This is a genomic window from Tenacibaculum geojense, assembly GCF_042676005.1.
Taxonomy (GTDB): Bacteria; Bacteroidota; Bacteroidia; order Flavobacteriales; family Flavobacteriaceae; genus Polaribacter; species Polaribacter geojense.
Genome location: NZ_JBHTJR010000057.1, coordinates 15,392 through 34,178 on the forward strand (window position 1 = coordinate 15,392; position 18,787 = coordinate 34,178).

Annotated in this window: 19 protein-coding genes and 2 tRNA genes; all 21 read left to right on the plus strand. The window is 30.1% G+C overall.

The features are described from left to right. Positions 1–4: 4 nt before the first annotated feature. A complete protein-coding gene (nhaB, locus tag ACFQ1U_RS12915; protein WP_386109055.1) occupies positions 5–1,477 on the plus strand; it encodes a sodium/proton antiporter NhaB in 1,473 nt (490 codons plus the stop codon). Positions 1,478–1,592: 115 nt separating this feature from the next. Further along, positions 1,593–2,279, plus strand: a complete 687-nt coding sequence (locus ACFQ1U_RS12920) for a MotA/TolQ/ExbB proton channel family protein (protein ID WP_386109057.1) — start codon at positions 1,593–1,595, stop codon at positions 2,277–2,279. Positions 2,280–2,315: 36 nt separating this feature from the next. Next, positions 2,316–2,708: an ExbD/TolR family protein gene (locus ACFQ1U_RS12925; protein ID WP_386109059.1), complete on the plus strand. Its 393-nt coding sequence runs from the start codon at positions 2,316–2,318 to the stop codon at positions 2,706–2,708. Between the two features lie 3 nt (positions 2,709–2,711). Beyond that, complete coding sequence (locus ACFQ1U_RS12930; protein WP_386109061.1) at positions 2,712–3,527, plus strand: energy transducer TonB family protein; 816 nt, start codon at positions 2,712–2,714, stop codon at positions 3,525–3,527. A gap of 11 nt (positions 3,528–3,538) precedes the next feature. After that, entirely contained in the window at positions 3,539–4,747 is a 1,209-nt protein-coding gene (locus ACFQ1U_RS12935; RefSeq protein ID WP_386109063.1) for a bifunctional folylpolyglutamate synthase/dihydrofolate synthase, read from the plus strand. A gap of 70 nt (positions 4,748–4,817) precedes the next feature. After that, positions 4,818–4,892 (plus strand) — tRNA-Val (locus tag ACFQ1U_RS12940). 26 nt (positions 4,893–4,918) lie between these two features. Next, positions 4,919–4,993: transfer RNA gene (locus ACFQ1U_RS12945), tRNA-Val, on the plus strand. 125 nt (positions 4,994–5,118) lie between these two features. Then, positions 5,119–6,102: an SDR family oxidoreductase gene (locus ACFQ1U_RS12950; protein WP_386109065.1), complete on the plus strand. Its 984-nt coding sequence runs from the start codon at positions 5,119–5,121 to the stop codon at positions 6,100–6,102. An 8-nt stretch (positions 6,103–6,110) separates the two neighbouring features. After that, the gene (locus tag ACFQ1U_RS12955; RefSeq protein ID WP_386109067.1) at positions 6,111–7,394 is read left to right on the plus strand and encodes a nucleotide sugar dehydrogenase; all 1,284 of its coding nucleotides are present in this window, start codon (positions 6,111–6,113) and stop codon (positions 7,392–7,394) included. Continuing rightward, complete coding sequence (locus tag ACFQ1U_RS12960) at positions 7,394–8,335, plus strand: Gfo/Idh/MocA family protein (RefSeq protein ID WP_386109069.1); 942 nt, start codon at positions 7,394–7,396, stop codon at positions 8,333–8,335. Before ACFQ1U_RS12955 ends, ACFQ1U_RS12960 begins: the two co-directional genes overlap by 1 nt. 99 nt (positions 8,336–8,434) lie before the next feature. Continuing rightward, entirely contained in the window at positions 8,435–9,757 is a 1,323-nt protein-coding gene (locus tag ACFQ1U_RS12965; protein ID WP_386109071.1) for a UDP-glucose dehydrogenase family protein, read from the plus strand. Between the two features lie 22 nt (positions 9,758–9,779). Then, on the plus strand, positions 9,780–10,829 hold the full coding sequence (gene rfbB, locus ACFQ1U_RS12970; RefSeq protein ID WP_386109073.1) for a dTDP-glucose 4,6-dehydratase: 1,050 nt from the start codon (positions 9,780–9,782) through the stop codon (positions 10,827–10,829). A gap of 5 nt (positions 10,830–10,834) precedes the next feature. Next, the gene (gene rfbC / locus ACFQ1U_RS12975) at positions 10,835–11,383 is read left to right on the plus strand and encodes a dTDP-4-dehydrorhamnose 3,5-epimerase (protein WP_386109075.1); all 549 of its coding nucleotides are present in this window, start codon (positions 10,835–10,837) and stop codon (positions 11,381–11,383) included. Then, on the plus strand, positions 11,364–12,230 hold the full coding sequence (gene rfbD, locus ACFQ1U_RS12980) for a dTDP-4-dehydrorhamnose reductase (RefSeq protein ID WP_386109077.1): 867 nt from the start codon (positions 11,364–11,366) through the stop codon (positions 12,228–12,230). The genes rfbC and rfbD overlap by 20 nt, the downstream gene beginning before the upstream one ends. A gap of 1 nt (position 12,231) precedes the next feature. Continuing rightward, positions 12,232–13,089: a glucose-1-phosphate thymidylyltransferase RfbA gene (gene rfbA / locus ACFQ1U_RS12985; protein ID WP_386109079.1), complete on the plus strand. Its 858-nt coding sequence runs from the start codon at positions 12,232–12,234 to the stop codon at positions 13,087–13,089. Further along, complete coding sequence (locus ACFQ1U_RS12990; RefSeq protein WP_386109081.1) at positions 13,086–14,357, plus strand: O-antigen polymerase; 1,272 nt, start codon at positions 13,086–13,088, stop codon at positions 14,355–14,357. Before rfbA ends, ACFQ1U_RS12990 begins: the two co-directional genes overlap by 4 nt. After that, the gene (locus ACFQ1U_RS12995; protein WP_386109083.1) at positions 14,354–15,595 is read left to right on the plus strand and encodes a lipopolysaccharide biosynthesis protein; all 1,242 of its coding nucleotides are present in this window, start codon (positions 14,354–14,356) and stop codon (positions 15,593–15,595) included. Before ACFQ1U_RS12990 ends, ACFQ1U_RS12995 begins: the two co-directional genes overlap by 4 nt. Then, entirely contained in the window at positions 15,588–16,397 is an 810-nt protein-coding gene (locus ACFQ1U_RS13000; protein WP_386109085.1) for a glycosyltransferase family 2 protein, read from the plus strand. Before ACFQ1U_RS12995 ends, ACFQ1U_RS13000 begins: the two co-directional genes overlap by 8 nt. Before the next feature lie 6 nt (positions 16,398–16,403). Continuing rightward, the gene (locus tag ACFQ1U_RS13005; protein ID WP_386109087.1) at positions 16,404–17,162 is read left to right on the plus strand and encodes a glycosyltransferase family 2 protein; all 759 of its coding nucleotides are present in this window, start codon (positions 16,404–16,406) and stop codon (positions 17,160–17,162) included. A 9-nt stretch (positions 17,163–17,171) separates the two neighbouring features. Continuing rightward, positions 17,172–18,068 carry an NAD-dependent epimerase/dehydratase family protein gene (locus ACFQ1U_RS13010; RefSeq protein ID WP_386109089.1) on the plus strand — a complete coding sequence of 299 codons (897 nt, stop codon included), beginning with the start codon at positions 17,172–17,174 and terminating at the stop codon, positions 18,066–18,068. A gap of 6 nt (positions 18,069–18,074) precedes the next feature. Continuing rightward, positions 18,075–18,626 carry a sugar transferase gene (locus ACFQ1U_RS13015; RefSeq protein ID WP_386109091.1) on the plus strand — a complete coding sequence of 184 codons (552 nt, stop codon included), beginning with the start codon at positions 18,075–18,077 and terminating at the stop codon, positions 18,624–18,626. Positions 18,627–18,787 lie beyond the last annotated feature (161 nt).

Sequence of the window (18,787 nt, forward strand, 5' to 3'; positions counted from 1 at the left end):
AATCATGTTTAAAAATTTCTTAGGGAATAGCCCAAAATGGTTTAAAATGACCATGATTGGTTTTCTGATATTCAATATTTTTTCGTTTTTCGTTTTAGGAAAAACTATCACTTCTTGGCTATTTATAGCTGAGTTTATTTTTACTTTAGCAATGGCTTTAAAATGTTATCCGTTACAATCGGGTGGTTTATTAGCTATTCAAGCTTTAGTTTTAGGCTTAACTACACCAAAAAATGCGTATCATGAAGTTAGTCAAAACCTAGAGGTTATTCTTCTTTTAGTTTTCATGGTAGCTGGTATTTATTTTATGAAACCTTTATTAATGTTTATTTTTAGTAAAGTATTTACCAAAATTAGATCGAAATTAGTGCTATCATTATTGTTTGTGTTCTTATCAGCAGTATTATCTGCTTTTTTAGACGCTTTAACAGTAACAGCAGTGTTAATAAGTGTGGCAGTTGGTTTTTATGGTGTTTACCACAAAATTCATTCGAGTGCTGCAGCCGATTATGATGATGATGGCGTGTTAGACAGAAAAGAACTAAGTGGAGAAACTTTAGAGCAATTTAGAAGTTTTTTACGTAGTTTAATTATGCACGGTGTAGTGGGTACAGCTTTAGGTGGTGTATGTACATTAGTTGGTGAACCTCAAAACTTATTAATTGGTGAAAGAATGGGATGGGACTTTATTCAGTTCTTCCTAAAAATGGCACCAATTACTGTTCCAGTTTTATTTGCAGGTATGGCTACTACAGTGGTATTAGAGTTAACAGGATGGTTTGGTTTTGGTGAAAAACTACCAAAGGTTGCGGCAGAAATCATAGAAAATTATACGATAGAAGAAGATAATAAGAGAACGGAGGAAGAGAAGTATGGTTTAATAGTTCAAGGGATAGCTGCCGTTTTATTGATTTTTGGATTAGCTTTACACATTGCTCCAGTTGGTTTTATTGGTTTAGCATTAATTATTTTTCAAACAGCATTTATGGGAATTATTGATGAGCACCAATTAGGGCATGCTTTTGAAGAAGCGCTTCCTTTTACAGGATTATTAGTAGTGTTTTTTGTAATTGTAGCAATGATTCACGATCAACATTTATTTAGTCCTATTATTCACTGGGCTTTAGAACAAGATCCAAGTTCGCAACCTGGGCTATTTTATGTAGCAAACGGAGTTTTATCAGCAATAAGTGATAATGTATTTGTAGCGACAGTATATATTGGAGAGGTGCAAGAAGCATTTAAAAGTGGAGCAATTTCAAGAGAACAATTTGAAAAATTAGCCATTGCAATTAACACAGGTACAAATTTACCAAGTGTAGCAACACCAAACGGACAGGCAGCATTTTTGTTCTTATTAACCTCTACCTTAGCACCATTAATTAATTTATCATATGGTAAAATGGTTAAAATGGCATTACCTTATACAATTGTTTTAGGAGGTTTAGGGTATGCATTAGTAAAAATCATTTTATAGTCGTAAATTTGACATATAAAATTTATAAAAATCCTGAATTTGAATTCAGGATTTTTTTTAGAAACAATTTAAGTATAAGTACAACGTTTTATTATAAACTTAAAATCATATTTTAATGTTCAATCCATTTCAAGAAAATGCAGTACCTGCAGAGGAGGTAACACAAGAAAAAACATTATCTATCTATAATTTAATTATGGATGGAGGTGTTGGAGGTCAAATAATCATAGCCTTACTTTTTGTATTATTAGCAACAGCATTATATATTTATTTTGAACGATTTTTTGCCATTAGAGCAGCGTCTCAAGTAAATAAAGATTTTATGAATCAAATAAGAGACCATGTATTGGCAGGTAAAATAGATTCTGCTAAAGCATTGTGTGAAAATACATCTACCCCAACAGCAAGATTGATAGGGAAAGGGATTTCACGAATAGGTAAACCCTTGGAAGATATAAATACAGCAATTGAAAATGCAGGTAAATTGGAAGTGTATCAATTGGAGAAAAATGTATCAGTATTAGCGACTATTGCTGGAGCTGCACCAATGATTGGGTTTTTAGGAACTGTAATAGGAATGATTGTTGCTATACATGAAATAGCAAATTCAGGTGGTCAAATAGACATCAAAATGTTATCGGATGGTTTATACACTGCCATGACAACAACAGTAGCAGGTTTAATTGTTGGTATTGTTGCTTATATTGCGTACAATCATTTAGTGGTTAGAACAGATAAAGTTGTATACCAAATGGAAGCAAAATCAGTAGAGTTTTTAGATTTATTAAACGAGCCTGTTTAATTTCTAAAAAATTATAGTAATATAACTTGTTACAAGATGAATTTAAGAGGAAGAAACAAAGTAGATCCAAATTTTAACATGTCGTCCATGACGGATATTGTATTTTTATTACTAATATTTTTCATGTTAACCTCTACATTAGTGACGGTAAGCGCTATTGATGTTTTGTTGCCTAAAGCTGGTGGAAAAACTGAAAACAGTACGTCTGTAGCAGTTACCATAAAAGAAAACTCTTCTTTTTATATTGATAAAACAAAAGTATCTACTCAAAGTTTAGAACAAGAAATTTTAGCCAAAGTAGGTGTAGATAAACAGAAGACTGTAGTAATTAGAGGTGATCAAAATGTTGCATACAAAGAAGTAATGAAAGTTATTGATATAGCAAACAGGAATAAGTTAAAAATGATTTTGGCAGTTAAAGGCCATTAAAATATGGAGTTTTTAAATACAACACATAAAAAAAAATCAGCAGTAATAACAGTAGCAATTCTTTTATTGTTATTGTTGGCTATTTTTAATGTTGGAATGAAATATTTAGATCCGCCAGTAGAATATGGTGTAGCTATTAATTTTGGAAATTCAGAAGTAGGTTCAGGTACGCCTGTAGAAAATACAGTCGCTGCAGAGAGTTCAGAAGAGGTTGTAGAGGAAACTACACAAGAGCAAGAAGCTTCTGAAGTAACAGAAGAATTAATTACAGATGATACACAAGATGAGGTTCCAGCTGTTTCAAAAGAAGAAGTAGAAGAAACAGTTAAGCCGGAAGAAGAAAAACCAAAAGAGATTAAAAAAGAAACTCCAAAACCAAAACCGTCAAAAGAAGCAACTGATGCGTTGAATGCATTATTAAATGGAAATTCAACATCAGGAAATACGAGTGGAGAAGGGGATGACGAAGAGCCAGGAACGAAAGGAAAGGAAAATGGTGATCCAGATTCCTCTAATTATTATGGCAATTCAGGTAGTGGATCAGGAGGAAATTACAATTTAGCAGGAAGAAAAGCTTTAACCAAACCTAAACAGCAACCTAATTGTCAAGAAGAAGGAACTGTTGTTGTAAGTATAGAAGTAGATAACAACGGAAAAGTTATAAAAGCAACGGCAGGTGTAAAAGGAACTACTAACTCAGCACCTTGTTTATTAGAGCCTGCAAAGCAAGCAGCATTACAAACAAAATGGAATGCAGACGCTAAAGCTCCATCAAAACAAAGAGGAACTATAATTTATAAATTCTCTCTTTCTAAGTAAATTTCACACTAATGACTTATCAACAAACATTAGATTGGATGTTTGCTCAACTGCCTATGTATCAGAAACAAGGAGGTTCAGCATATAAAAAAGATTTAACCAATACGATACTATTAGCAAATCACCTTAAAAATCCTCAAAAAAACTTTAAAGCCATTCATGTAGGAGGGACTAACGGAAAAGGGTCAACCAGCCATATGTTGTCTTCTATTTTACAAGAAGAAGGTTATAAAGTGGGTTTATATACTTCACCACATTTAAAAAACTTTACTGAGCGAATTAAAATAAATGGTATTGAAATTCCAGAAAGTGCTGTTGTTGAGTTCATAACTAAAAATAAATCTTTTTTTGAGTACAATCAGTTGTCTTTTTTTGAAATGACTGTTGGTTTAGCGTTTGAATATTTTTTTAAAGAACAAGTTGATATTGCAATAATAGAAGTTGGTTTAGGAGGAAGATTGGATTCCACTAATATTATAAATCCTGAAGTTTCTGTGATCACCAATATAGGTTTAGACCATACGCAGTTTTTAGGAAATACCTTGGAGAAAATAGCACAAGAGAAAGCAGGAATTATAAAGCCTGAAATACCTGTAGTTATTGGTGAACGACAAGATGAAGTTGTACATGTTTTTGAGAAGAAAGCTAAGTTAGTGAATTCACCTATTCTATTTGCGTCAGATACTTCTGAAAGATATAACACAGACTTATTAGGAGATTATCAGAAAAATAATGTTAAAACAGCAATTAGCACTATTAAACAGTTATCAGGCTTTAAAGTGTCTGAAAGGGCTATCAAGAAAGGGTTACTCAACGTTGTTAAAAATACGAACTTAAAAGGAAGATGGCAGATTATTAAAAATAGTCCGAAAGTGATTTGTGATACGGCTCATAATAAAGAAGGATTAGTTTATGTAATTCAACAATTAAAAAAAGAAGAATTTAATAAGTTGCACATTGTTTTAGGAGTAGTTTCTGATAAGAAATTAGATGATATTTTACCATTATTTCCAAAAGAAGCCTCTTATTATTTTTGTAAACCTGATATACCTAGAGGTCTTTCTGCAGAAGATTTACAAACAGCAGCTCATAAATTTGCTTTAATAGGTGATTTTTATGAATCTGTAGAACTAGCCTTAAAAAAAGTATTAGCTGTTGCTAATGAGGAAGATGTGGTTTTTGTAGGAGGGAGTACGTTTGTTGTAGCTGAAATAATTTAAAAATATTTTAAAAAAACTATTGTTGAATTAAAAAACATTACTATATTTGCACCCGCAATTAAACAATTATGGGCGCGTAGCTCAGTTGGTTCAGAGCACTTGGTTTACACCCAAGGGGTCAGGGGTTCGAATCCCTTCGCGCCCACAAAGTCTTAAGAATAATTGTTTAATGGGCGCGTAGCTCAGTTGGTTCAGAGCACTTGGTTTACACCCAAGGGGTCAGGGGTTCGAATCCCTTCGCGCCCACAATTACAACCCTCGATTAATCATCGAGGGTTTTTTTTTGGATAAAAATTAATATTTGTTGAGTTGTTAACAAATAATAATAATGAATTTTCTAGTTTTGCCTAATTCCAATTATAAAGTTTAAAATGAATTTAAGATTATCAGGAAAAAAAATCCTAGTTACTGGAGGTGCTGGTTTTATTGGTTCTAACCTGTGTGAGGTTTTAGTGAATCAGGGAAACTCTGTGGTCTGTCTAGATAATTTTGCTACAGGGAAAAGAGAAAACCTAGTAGGTTTGTTAATTAAAGATAATTTTAAACTTATTGAAGGTGATATTCGTAACTTGGAAGATTGTAGAAAGGCAGTTGATGGAGTTGATTATGTTTTGCATCAGGCAGCGTTAGGCTCTGTGCCAAGGTCAATAAAAGATCCTATAACTTCTAATGAAGTAAATGTAGGAGGTTTTTTAAATATGTTGGTAGCTGCTAGAGACGCAGGTGTAAAGAGAATGGTGTATGCGGCCAGTTCGTCTACTTATGGAGATTCTAAAAGTTTACCCAAGGTAGAAGATGTTATTGGAAAGCCACTGTCACCATATGCAATAACTAAATATGTTAATGAACTATATGCGGATGTATTTTCTAAAACATACGGTTTAGAAATTATTGGATTGCGATATTTTAATGTATTTGGAAGACGTCAGGATCCTAATGGTGCTTATGCTGCTGTAATTCCAAAGTTTGTTGGGCAGTTTATGAGAGGAGAATCACCAGTTATCAATGGTGACGGGACATATTCGAGAGATTTTACTTATATAGACAATGTTATTCAAGCTAATTTGTTAAGTTTGTTAGCAGAGAGAAAAGAAGCTGTGAATACCGTTTATAACGTTGCCTATGGCGATAGAAATACATTAAATGATTTGGTAAAGTATTTGAAAGAATATTTATCAGATTTTGATGATTCTATTGCCAATGTACAAATTAAGTATGGAGATACCCGTGAAGGAGACATTCCACACTCACTTGCTAGTATAGATAAGGCTAAAGAATTGTTAAATTATAATCCGCAATTTTCACTTCAAAAAGGTTTGAAAGAAGCCGTAAAGTGGTATTGGGAGAATTTATAAAAAATAATATGAGGCAACCTAAAATAGGAATTATAGGTTTAGGATATGTGGGTTTACCGCTAGCAAGATTGTTTGCTACAAAATTCTCAACAATTGGTTTTGATATTAATCAAGAAAGGGTTGCTGAGTTAATGTCGGGGCATGATAGTACATTAGAGGTTCAAGATGATGTTTTGCAAGCTGTTTTGATAGATGAAACAACAGATAGTAAAGGATTGTTTTGTACTACGGATATGAATGCGATAAAAGATTGCAATTATTACATCGTCACTGTTCCTACACCTGTAGATAAAAATAATCGACCTGTATTAACTCCCTTAATAAAAGCAAGTGAGACAGTAGGGGCTGTATTGAAGGAGGGTGATATTGTTATTTATGAATCAACAGTATATCCAGGTGCTACAGAAGAAGAATGTATACCTGTTCTAGAAAGGATTTCAGGTTTAAAATTTAATAAAGATTTTTTTGCTGGTTATTCTCCAGAAAGAATTAATCCAGGAGATAAAGAACATACAGTAGAGAAGATTTTAAAAGTAACCTCAGGTTCTACTCCTGAGATAGGAAAGAAAGTAGATAATCTCTATAAATCAGTAATTACTGCTGGTACACATTTAGCCCCAACAATTAAAGTAGCTGAGGCAGCAAAAGTTATTGAAAATTCTCAACGAGATATTAATATAGCTTTTGTTAACGAGTTGGCTAAGATTTTTGGTTTAATGAATATTAATACACATGATGTTTTAGCTGCAGCAGGAACCAAATGGAATTTTTTACCTTTTAAACCAGGCTTGGTTGGAGGGCATTGTATTGGAGTAGATCCTTATTATTTAGCTCAGAAAGCTCAAGAGTATGGCTATCATCCAGAGATTATTTTGGCAGGGAGAAGGCTAAATGATGGAATGGGATCGTATGTTTCTTCTCAAGTCGTTAAGCTAATGATTGAAAATGATATTCGTATCAAAAATGCACAAGTGTTAGTTTTAGGAATAACATTTAAAGAAAATTGTCCGGATGTAAGAAATACAAAAGTAATTGATGTTGTTAGGAGTTTGCAAGAGTATAGTATTGACGTTACAGTTGCAGATCCTTGGGCAGATGAAGAAGAAGTTTATGAAGAATATGGTATAACATCGAATAAAACAGTACCCAATCAAAAGTTTGATGCAATAATTCTAGCCGTAAGTCATAAAGAATTTTTAGCAATGGATATAGATGGTTACAAACGTAGTAATGCAGTAGTGTACGATGTAAAAGGAGTTTTACCAATCGAAAAACGAGATAAAAGTTTATAATGAAGAATTTTGCATTAATAGGTGTTGGCGGTTATATTGCACCAAGACATTTAAAGGCTATTAAAGATACAGGTAATAATTTAGTTGCTTGTTTAGATAAGTTTGATAGTGTTGGTGTATTAGATAGTTATTTTCCAGAGTCTAGCTTTTTTGTGGAATTTGAGCGCTTTGATCGTCATATAGAAAAAATAAAAAGACAGCAAGATATACAACTTGATTATGTAAGTATTTGTACGCCTAACTATTTACATGATTCACATATACGTATGGCCCTAAGAAGAGGTGCTGATGCTATTTGTGAAAAACCATTAGTTTTAAATCCATGGAATATTGATGCTTTACAGGCTATAGAAGATGAAACGGGCAATGCTATAAATACCATTTTGCAGCTTAGATTACATCCCAGTATTATTACTTTAAAAAATAAAATAGCTGCGCAGAAAAAAGAAACAAAATATGAGGTAGATCTAACATACATTACCTCGCGAGGGAAATGGTATGATATTTCATGGAAGGGAGATGATTCAAAATCTGGAGGCATAGCTACCAATATAGGAATTCATTTTTTTGATATGTTAGGATGGTTGTTTGGTGATCTGCAAGAGAATTTTGTTCATTTAAGAGAGAAAGATAAGGCAGCGGGATATCTTGAGTTTGAAAATGCTAGAGTACGATGGTTTTTGTCAATAGATTCCTCAACATTGCCTAAAGATATTAAAGAGAAACAACAAAGAACTTATAGATCAATTACTATTAATAATGAAGAGATTGAATTTAGTAATGGTTTTACAGATTTACATACCATCAGTTATCAGGAAATCCTAAAAGGAAATGGTTTTGGTTTAAAAGAAGCTAGTAAATCTATCAATATTGTTCATAACATTAGGAATTTGAAAATACAAAATAAAGGACAAAAACATAGGTTTTTAGAGTCTAAGTAATATTTTTGTGAATAAAAAGATAATGTCGCTTTTGAATTAGTGTACTTAGAAAAGAAGTATATGAAAAAAAAGCTTTAAAATAAAAAAGAAAAATAAAGGGTGAATATAGCAGTTATAGGAACAGGTTATGTAGGTTTAGTGTCTGGAACGTGTTTTTCAGAAATGGGTAATAAAGTTACATGTGTAGACATAGATCAAGCCAAAATAGATAAGCTTCATGAAGGGGTTATTCCAATTTATGAGCCTGGTCTAGAAAAAATGGTGTTAAAAAATGTAGAAAAAAAGAATTTATTTTTTACTACTAAACTAGAAGAAGCGATTGATGATGCTGAAATTGTTTTTATTGCTGTAGGCACACCAATGGGAGAAGATGGTTCTGCTGATTTACAATATGTACTAGCTGTAGCCAAAGAAATTGGTCAAAAAATGAATCGCAGATTAATAGTGGTGGATAAGTCTACTGTACCAGTAGGTACTGCTGATAAGGTAAAAGAAGCTATTCAAAAAGAATTAGATAGTAGAAATTCTGATTTAGATTTTTACGTTGTCTCTAACCCTGAGTTTTTGAAAGAAGGGGATGCTATTAATGATTTTATGAAGCCTGATAGAGTTGTAATCGGGGCAGATTCTCAAATAGCATTTGAGAAGATGAAAGAACTTTACAGTCCATTTTTTAGAACGCATGATCGTTTCATTACAATGGATGTTCGTTCAGCAGAAATGACCAAATATGCTGCAAATGCAATGTTGGCTACTAAAATTTCATTTATGAATGAGATGGCCAATATATGTGAAAGAGTAGGAGCAGATGTTAATAATGTTAGAATTGGTATTGGGTCGGATTCAAGAATAGGGTATAGTTTTATTTATCCAGGTGCTGGTTACGGAGGTTCATGTTTTCCTAAAGATGTGAAAGCCCTAAAAAAAATAGCAGAAGAAACAGGATACGAAGCTCAGTTAATTAAGTCAGTAGAGGATGTTAATAACAGACAAAAGTTTGTTATCTCGAATAAGATAATTGAAAAGTTTGGAGAAGATTTAACAGGCAAAACTTTTGGTCTTTGGGGATTAGCGTTTAAGCCAGGAACTGATGATATGAGAGAAGCGCCTGCGATTTACGTTGTTAATGAACTAGTTAAACGTGGCGCTAAAGTAAAAGCGTATGATCCAAAAGCAATGGAAGAAGCTCAGCATTTTTATTTAAAAGACATAGAAAATATTGAGTATAAAGAATCAAAATATGAAGTTCTTCAAGGTGCTGATGCTTTAATTCTTTTAACAGAATGGAAAGAATTCCGTTCACCAGACTTCGAAGAGATTAAGCAGCAATTAAATTCTCCAATAATATTTGATGGAAGAAATCAATACATTGCTTATAATTTAGAAGATAAAGGATTAAAATATTTCAGAATTGGGAAATAATTACTTCCAAAAAAACAAAAAAATGAAGAAAATATTAGTTACAGGTGGAGCTGGTTTTATAGGTTCTCATGTAGTAAGACTATTAGTGAACAAATATGAAAATTATCATATTTTCAATCTTGATGCGTTAACCTATGCTGGAAATTTAGAGAATTTACAGGACATAGAGAATAAGTCCAATTATACTTTTATAAAAGAGGATTTAACTAATGAGAGTGGAATAAATGAACTTTTTGAAGTTCATAAATTTGAAGGAGTAATTCACCTAGCAGCAGAGTCACACGTAGATCGTTCTATTCTTGATCCTTTATCTTTTGCGAAGACTAATATTTTAGGGACATTAAATTTACTTAATGCTTTTAAAAATACTCATAAGGCAGACTTTACAGGTAAAAGGTTTTATCATATAAGTACAGATGAAGTTTATGGTGCTTTGGGTGACGAAGGATTTTTTACAGAAGAAACTTCATACAGTCCAAATTCTCCATATTCTGCATCAAAAGCAAGCTCAGATCACTTCGTAAGAGCTTATGGAGAGACTTATAATTTACCTTTTGTAATTACTAATTGTTCCAATAATTACGGGCCTAATCATTTTCCTGAGAAATTAATACCACTTTGTATTAATAATATTATTAAAAGAAAAAGTTTACCTATTTATGGAGATGGAAAGTTTACAAGAGATTGGCTATATGTTATAGACCATGCTAGAGCCATAGATTTAGTTTTTCATGAAGGAAAAAATGCCGAAACATATAATATTGGAGGTTTTAATGAATGGAAAAATATCGATCTTGTGAAAGAATTGTGCAAGCAAATGGATGAAGTTTTAGGAAGAGATGAAGGTGAAAGTGAGAAATTAATAACATTTGTTAAAGACAGACCAGGACATGATTTAAGGTATGCTATAGATGCATCAAAAATAAATAAAGAATTAGGTTGGGAACCTTCTGTTACATTTAAAGAAGGTTTAGCTAAAACTATTGCATGGTATATGGATAATCAACAATGGTTAAATAATATAACTTCTGGAGATTACCAAGAATATTACAAAGCTCAATATAGAAAATAAATACTATGAAAATAGAAGAAACTCATTTGGAAGGTTGTTATATAATAGAACCTAAAAAGTTTGAAGATGATAGAGGTTATTTTTTTGAAAGTTTTAATAATAAAATATTCAAAGATACCACTAATCTGGATGTTAATTTTGTTCAAGACAATCAATCTTTTTCATACAAAGGTGTAGTAAGAGGATTACATGCTCAGAAAGGACAATACGCACAAGCTAAATTAGTGAGAGTTTTAAAAGGAGAAGTAATCGATGTAGCAGTTGATGCTAGACCAAATTCTTCAACTTTCGGAAAACATGTTGCTGTTAAATTATCTGCAGAAAACAATTTGCAACTTTTTGTTCCTAGAGGTTTTTTGCATGGATTTTCTGTTCTTTCAGAAGAAGCTGTGTTTTTTTATAAATGTGATAATTATTATAACAAAGAATCTGAGCAAGGTGTTAGATACGATGATCCTTTTTTAAATATTAATTGGGGGTTAGATAAAGAAAATATAAAGGTATCAGATAAAGATTTAATTTTGCCTAATTTTAATGAGATCTTCAGAAAATAAAATACTGGTAACAGGTAGCAATGGACAGTTAGGCTCAGAATTGAGAGATTTAGAGAAGGAGTTTAATAATTTTGAATTTGTATTTGTAAATAGAAGTTCAATGCCTCTGAATGATCCAGATTCAATATTGAAAGTGTTAAGCAAAGAACAGCCAAACTACATAATTAACGCTGCAGCTTACACAGCAGTTGATAAAGCTGAAGATGAAAAAGAAACTGCATTTTTAATAAATGACGAAGCTGTAGATATTATTAGCAAGTGGTGTGCATTAAATAAATCTCGATTAATTCACATTTCAACAGATTATGTTTTTGATGGAACAAGTAGTTCTCCAGTCAAGGAAGATGATGTAACAAACCCAATTAACACTTATGGAGCTTCAAAGTTAGCAGGTGAGAAAAAAGTAACACAGAACTGCAATGAGTATATGATTTTTAGAACATCTTGGGTTTACTCTCGTTATGGGAATAATTTTGTAAAAACAATGTGTAAACTTATGGAGAATAGAGATAAAATCTCTGTAGTTTCTGATCAAATAGGTAGTTCTACATATGCTAAAGATTTAGCTAAAGCTGTCTTACAAATTATAGCTTCTAATAATTGGAAAACTGGTATTTACAATTACTCTAATGAAGGGCAAATATCTTGGTACGATTTTGCTGTAGAAATACAGAAAATTATGAAATTCGACTGTAAAGTGAATAAGATTTTAACTAAAGATTTTCCAACTAAAGCCAAGCGTCCTAGTTTCTCTTTACTAGACAAATCCAAAATAAAAGAAACATTTGGTTTGGAAGTTCCAAAATGGGACTATAGTTTGAAACAAATGCTCAATAAAAATATATAAAATGAAAGGAATAATTTTAGCAGGAGGTTCTGGTACAAGACTTCACCCTTTAACTTTAGCAGTGAGTAAGCAGTTAATGCCTGTTTATGACAAACCAATGATATATTATCCTTTATCTACGTTAATGCTAGCGGGGATTAAAGAGATTTTAATTATTTCTACACCACATGATATACCTAATTTTGAAAGATTATTAGGGGATGGAAGTAAAATCGGGTGTAAATTTTCTTATGCAGTTCAAGAAAAACCAAATGGTTTAGCACAAGCATTTGTTATTGGTGAAGATTTTATTGGAGACGATAAGGTGGCTTTGGTTTTAGGAGATAATATTTTTTATGGGAGTGGTATGTCTAAGTTGCTTCAAAATTCAACGAAAGAAGAAGGTGGGGTTATTTTTGCGTATCAAGTTCATGATCCTGAAAGATATGGTGTAGTAGACTTTGATGATGATAATAACGTAATTTCAATAGAAGAAAAACCTGAAAAACCTAAATCAAATTATGCAGTTCCAGGTTTATACTTTTATGATAACGATGTTGTAGAAATAGCTAAAAATATACAACCATCTGCAAGAGGTGAATTCGAAATTACAGATGTTAATAAGGAGTATTTAAAAAGAGGTAAGTTAAAAGTAGGGGTTTTTGATAGAGGGACAGCTTGGTTAGATACAGGTACTTTTACATCCTTAATGCAAGCAAGTCAATTTGTTCAAGTAATTGAAGAAAGACAGGGTTTGAAAATAGGAGCAATAGAAGAAGTTGCTTACAGAATGGGATATATATCAAAAGCGCAGTTAGATTTAATAGCAGAGCCATTATGTAAAAGTGGTTACGGAAGTTATTTAAAAAGAATAAAATGATTAATTTCTTAATACTGATAATTTATAGTTTTATAATTTATTCTTTATTTAAAAAAAGAAATAAGTATACTGTAGGTTTTATTTTTTCTCTTTTTTGGTTTGGTAACATAGTTTTTTCAAACTTTTTTTTTTCAGGATATAAACTTTCAACAGAACTATATTTGCTTTTATTAGTAAGTAGTATTTTTGTTTTTTTAGGAGAATTTTTAGCATCAAATTCATCAAAACTCTTACAAACAAATCATACTAATGAACACTTTTTTTATAAGTATAATAATCAGAGAGCAAAGAAAATCTTTTTTACTATTTTTTTGTTTGCTTTTTTGTATCCAATTTCTAACTTAATAAACAATGGTATATCATTAAGTGTTTTGTTGTCCTTTCAAGGTTTATTGTCAACAAATAATGAATTGGCAATGGCAAGATATTCAGGAGAGACATCCACAAGTTTATTAGGACAATTTTTTTTAGTTTTTGTGTATCTCTTGCCTCTTTTTTCTGGTGTGTATTTTTTTCTTGCTCGAAAAAAGAAATTTCTTTTTTTAGCCTTGATTCCCTCTCTGATTGTGCTTTTAACTCAAAATACTAAATTAGTTTTTATAGCATGTGTAATGCTTTTAGTTAGTTCATTTTTAATAACAAGTATGGTTTACGAAAAAAGTTTACCAAAGTTTAAAAAGAAAGTTTATCTAAGAGCTATTGCTTTTTCTTTTCTTTTTTATGTTCTTTTAATTTTTTCATTTGTTGCTAGACTAGGTAGCTTCAGCGAAGAAACTGTTAGGATAGCAAACGATAAAGTGTCTAATTATGTAGCTCATGTCCCTGCTTTAGATTTATGGTTGTTAGAAAATAATAAAGTAGTTAATAGAGAGTATGACTATGGAGTGAATACCTTTTTTGGTTTTTTTAATGCTTTTGGAATTGTAAAGAGAGAGGTGGGGATTTTTACAGATTTCCATTATTTTGAATCTAATGGAAGGGTTTACGTAACAAATATTTACACAATTTATAGATATTTAATTCAAGATTTTGGAATTTTAGGTTCCATATTATTTCTATTTTGTTTAGGTTTTGTTTTTGGAAAAGTTAATTCATTATCTACATATTTTCCTAATTTAGCACTAAGTGTTTTAAGTGCATTACTCTTTTTTGTACTGAACTCATATTTATCTTCAATATTTGCATATATGAGCTTTATACTGAGCTTTTCATTATTATTATTTCTAACAAAATTATTATCTATAAAAAAAATTACCCAAACTAAATGATAGAAAATTTAAAAAAAGAATTAATATTTTCAATATCAATACAGTTTTCAATTATGTTTATTGGTTTAATAATTAATAAACTAATTAGTTTAAATTTTGGTGTAGAATCATACAGTGTTTACAGTGTATTTAAGAAAACTTCAGGGGTTATTAGTTTTATAATATTGGGTGGAATGGGAATAGCTTTACCCAAATATTTACCACAAACAGAAAAGAAAAGGGAAAAACTATTATTAGCTTTTTCTGCTTTTTATATTGTTTTGATATTGGCAGCTTTGTCAGGTTTATTTATAATATCTTTTCAGCCTTTTCTAGATGAACTAGTTTTCGGAATAAATAGTAATTTTATAGTTCTTTGTTTCTTTTATAGTTTCATAATAGCTCTAGTTTCTTTTTCATATGCTTATCTAAGAGGTATGGATAGAATAATTTATTTTAATCTTAGTCAATTGTCTGTTCAGTTAATTTTATTAACAGTAGTTTTCTTTTTTACAGATAATTTACATGAGTTTTTTCTATGGAGTATAATTTCAATTTCAATTTTTGTTACACTACAAATGGTTGCAGAACTCTTAAATAATAGAAAAATAATTAGTGTTTGGAAAAGTAAAAGTATAATACCTAATGTTAAAGAATTATGGTCTTATGGATATAGTAGACTTATTGGGGACTTTTTTCTATTTTCTTTAAATGCAATTCCTCTTATTATTATAAATAATAAGTTTGGTAATAAATGGGGCGGTTTTTTTGCTGCTGGTATCACACTAAAAGCCTTAATCAATCCTATTTTTTCATACATAGGAATCATATTATTACCCAAAGTAAGTAAAGGCTACAAGGATAAAGAATACACTCAAGTAGATTCTTTGGTAAGAAAGTTTATGTATGTTTTTTTGTTTATATCTATTATTGTAATAGCTTTTATTTTTATGTTTAATGAATTATTATTAAAATTATTTTTTAGTGCAGAATTTATTCCCGCAAAAAACATAGTCAATTTAATTGCCTTATCAATTTTACCTGATTCACTTTATTTATTACTTAGAAACCCCATAGATGCTGTTACTAAGAAACCATATAATACTTATACAGTTACTTTTTCTTGTTTTTTAGGAGTTTCCTTAATTTATTTTTCTAGAACAACAATTCAAGCAGCTATTTATTACAACATAATTTACGTTAGTTTAGGGCTAATATCACTTTTAATTTGGAAAAAAATAAAACTTATTAATGAATAAATCATATAATTTTGTTTATGTAGTTTTAACCTACAGAAATACCATAGACTTAGAAAATTTTTTCAAAGAAAATAAACTAGAAAATAGTAAGGTAATTATTGTAAATAGTTTTTATGATAAAGAATCTAAAGAAGCATTTAGTCAAATTGCTTTATCCAATAATGCAGATTTTATTAATGTTGAAAATTTAGGGTATAGCTATGGAAACAATATCGGTATAGATTTCGCACTTAAAAATTATAATTTTGAGTATCTTATAGTTTGTAATTCAGATGTTTTTATTCAGAAAATGGATACAGAATTTTTGTTAAATGCATCAAGAGAAAGTATTTATGCACCTAAAATAAAGACTCTAACAGATAAAGATCAAAATCCATATATTCATACTTTTTCACATACTAATAGAAAACTTTTTTATTATGCTGTAATTAATAAAAAGAAAATTATAAAATACATTATATATTTCATTAATGGATCTATAAGGCGAATATTTAATTTATATACAAAGTTTGTTAAAAAACCAAGTTACAATACATATAGTTGTCATGGAGCTTTCATTATTTTTGGAAAAAAAGCAATAGAGAAAATTCATCCTGTTTTTTATAACGAAATGTTTTTATTCCAAGAAGAACATTTTTTGGCAAGAAAAGCATACGAAAATTCAATTTCTATAAAATATATACCTCATAAAATTAAAATAAAACACTATGAAGATGGAAGTATGGATATAAATAATAAGCAAATTAATAATTACGCTGATCAATCTTACCAAAAGTATTTTGATTACTTTTTTAAAAAATAATTAATTATGAATTTAACTCCTATAGTTTCAATTATCACCCCATCACATAATAGTGCTAATTTTATTGAAGAAACAATTAATTCTGTTTTAGCTCAGACATTTATTTTGTGGGAACTTATAATTGTTGACGATCTTTCATCTGATAACTCAACAAACATCGTGAAATCTATAATTAATAATAACCCAGATAGAAATATTTATTTAATAGAAAATAAATCAAATCTTGGACCTGCTTTAACAAGGAATAGGGCAATAAAAGAAGCGAGAGGAAGATATATAGCTTTTTTGGATAGTGATGATTTATGGCATCCAACTAAATTAGAGAAGCAGTTAGATTTTATGAAAAATAATAACTACCCGTTTACATGTACACATTTTAATCAAATTAATGAAGAGGGAGAATATCAGGGTGTTGTAAATAATATTCCAAATAAGATTTCATACAATTCATTATTAAAAGCAAATAAAGTTGGATGCCTAACTTCTGTTTATGACTCTGATTTTTTTGGTAAAGTTTATATGGACGCCATTTCTAAAAGACAAGATTACGGTTTGTGGCTTAAATTATTAAAAAAGACTGATCATGTTTATTGTTTACAAGAAATATTAGCAGATTATAGGGTAAGGAAAAACTCTGTATCTAGTAACAAGACAAAATTAATAAAATACCATTGGCTTATTTATTACAAATATGAGAAACTGGGTTTTTTTAAGTCTTTATATCTAACTTTTTCTTACGTATTTAGAATAGTTTTCAAAAAATAAATAATTCATATGGAAGTACTTTTAACAGGAGCGAGTGGTTTTCTTGGTAAAGAAATTTTTAAACAGTTAGTTCAAATGAAGAATTTTAATATCACTACAATTGGTAGGTCTGATGAAAATGATATTATTTGTGACTTATCTAATGATAGTGTTCCTGGTCATAATATAACATATGATATGGTTGTTCATGCAGCAGGAAAAGCACATTCAGTCCCTAAAACTAAAGAAGAGGAGGAAGATTTTTTTAATGTTAATTATAAAGGAACTAGAAAAATACTTAATGGGTTAAAAGAAAATCTACCTAATACAATAGTCTTTATAAGTTCGGTTTCAGTTTATGGTCTTGAACATGGTCAAATGATTGACGAATCGTTTTCTTTGAAGGGAATAGCCCCTTATGCAAAAAGTAAAATTTTAGCAGAGAAAGAGATTCTAAAGTTTTGTAAAGCGAATGATGTAAATTACGTAATACTTAGACTACCTTTAATCTCTGGATCTAATCCCCCCGGTAATTTAGGAAAAATGATAAATGCTATAAAAAAAGGATACTATTTTAGAATAGGTAAAGGAGAAGCAAGGAAATCAATGGTTTCAGCTATTGATGTAGCTAGTTTAATTCCTAATTTATATGAGAAAAATGGGATTTATAATTTAACAGATAGAATTCATCCATCTTTTAAACAAATAGAAGATCACATAGCTTTGATTTATAATAAAAAAATAATGAGATTTCCAAAATTACCATTCGTTATGTTAGCAAAAATTGGTGATATCTTACCTAAGTTTATTATTAATACAGATAAATTAAATAAAATAACAAAGTCTTTAACTTTTTCTGATAATAAAGCAGTGAAAGAATTAAATTGGAAGCCATCTTCTGGTTTAATATCAATTTCAATAAAATAAATAACTATGACACGTATTTTAGATTTTATATTCTCATTATTTGGAATATTAGTTTTATGGCCAGTGGGTCTAATAGTATATATATTAGGACTTTTTGATACGGGGTCACCAATATTTAAACAAAAAAGGGTTGGGAAAAATCAAAAACCATTTACCCTATTAAAGTTTAGAACCATGGGGGTGAATACAAAATCAGTGGCAACACATTTAGCTAGTAGTAGTTCCGTAACAAAACTAGGAGCATTTTTGAGAAAATCTAAACTAGATGAATTACCTCAATTAATCAATGTTTTAAAAGGTGACATGAGTTTAGTTGGCCCAAGACCGAATTTATTCAATCAAAAAGAGTTAATCAAGGAAAGAAATGAAAGAGGAGTTTATAATTCTTTACCTGGAATAACTGGGTTGGCACAGATTAATGAGATTGATATGTCAACTCCTAAAAAATTGGCGGAAGTTGATGCTAAAATGCTTCAAGATTTAACATTTAAAAAGTATTTTTATTACATATTTGCAACTGTTGGAGGTAAAGGAGCTGGAGATAGAATAAAACAATAATAAATTACTTAATAATATTTTAAAGTAATAGTTTATTAATATAAAAATATTGTGTACAAGCCGAATTTGAAAAACTATTGCTAATTTAAGTTGTATTTAATTACATACATAAACAAAATACTTATTGCTAACTCATTATAAATATATAACAACTATTTATG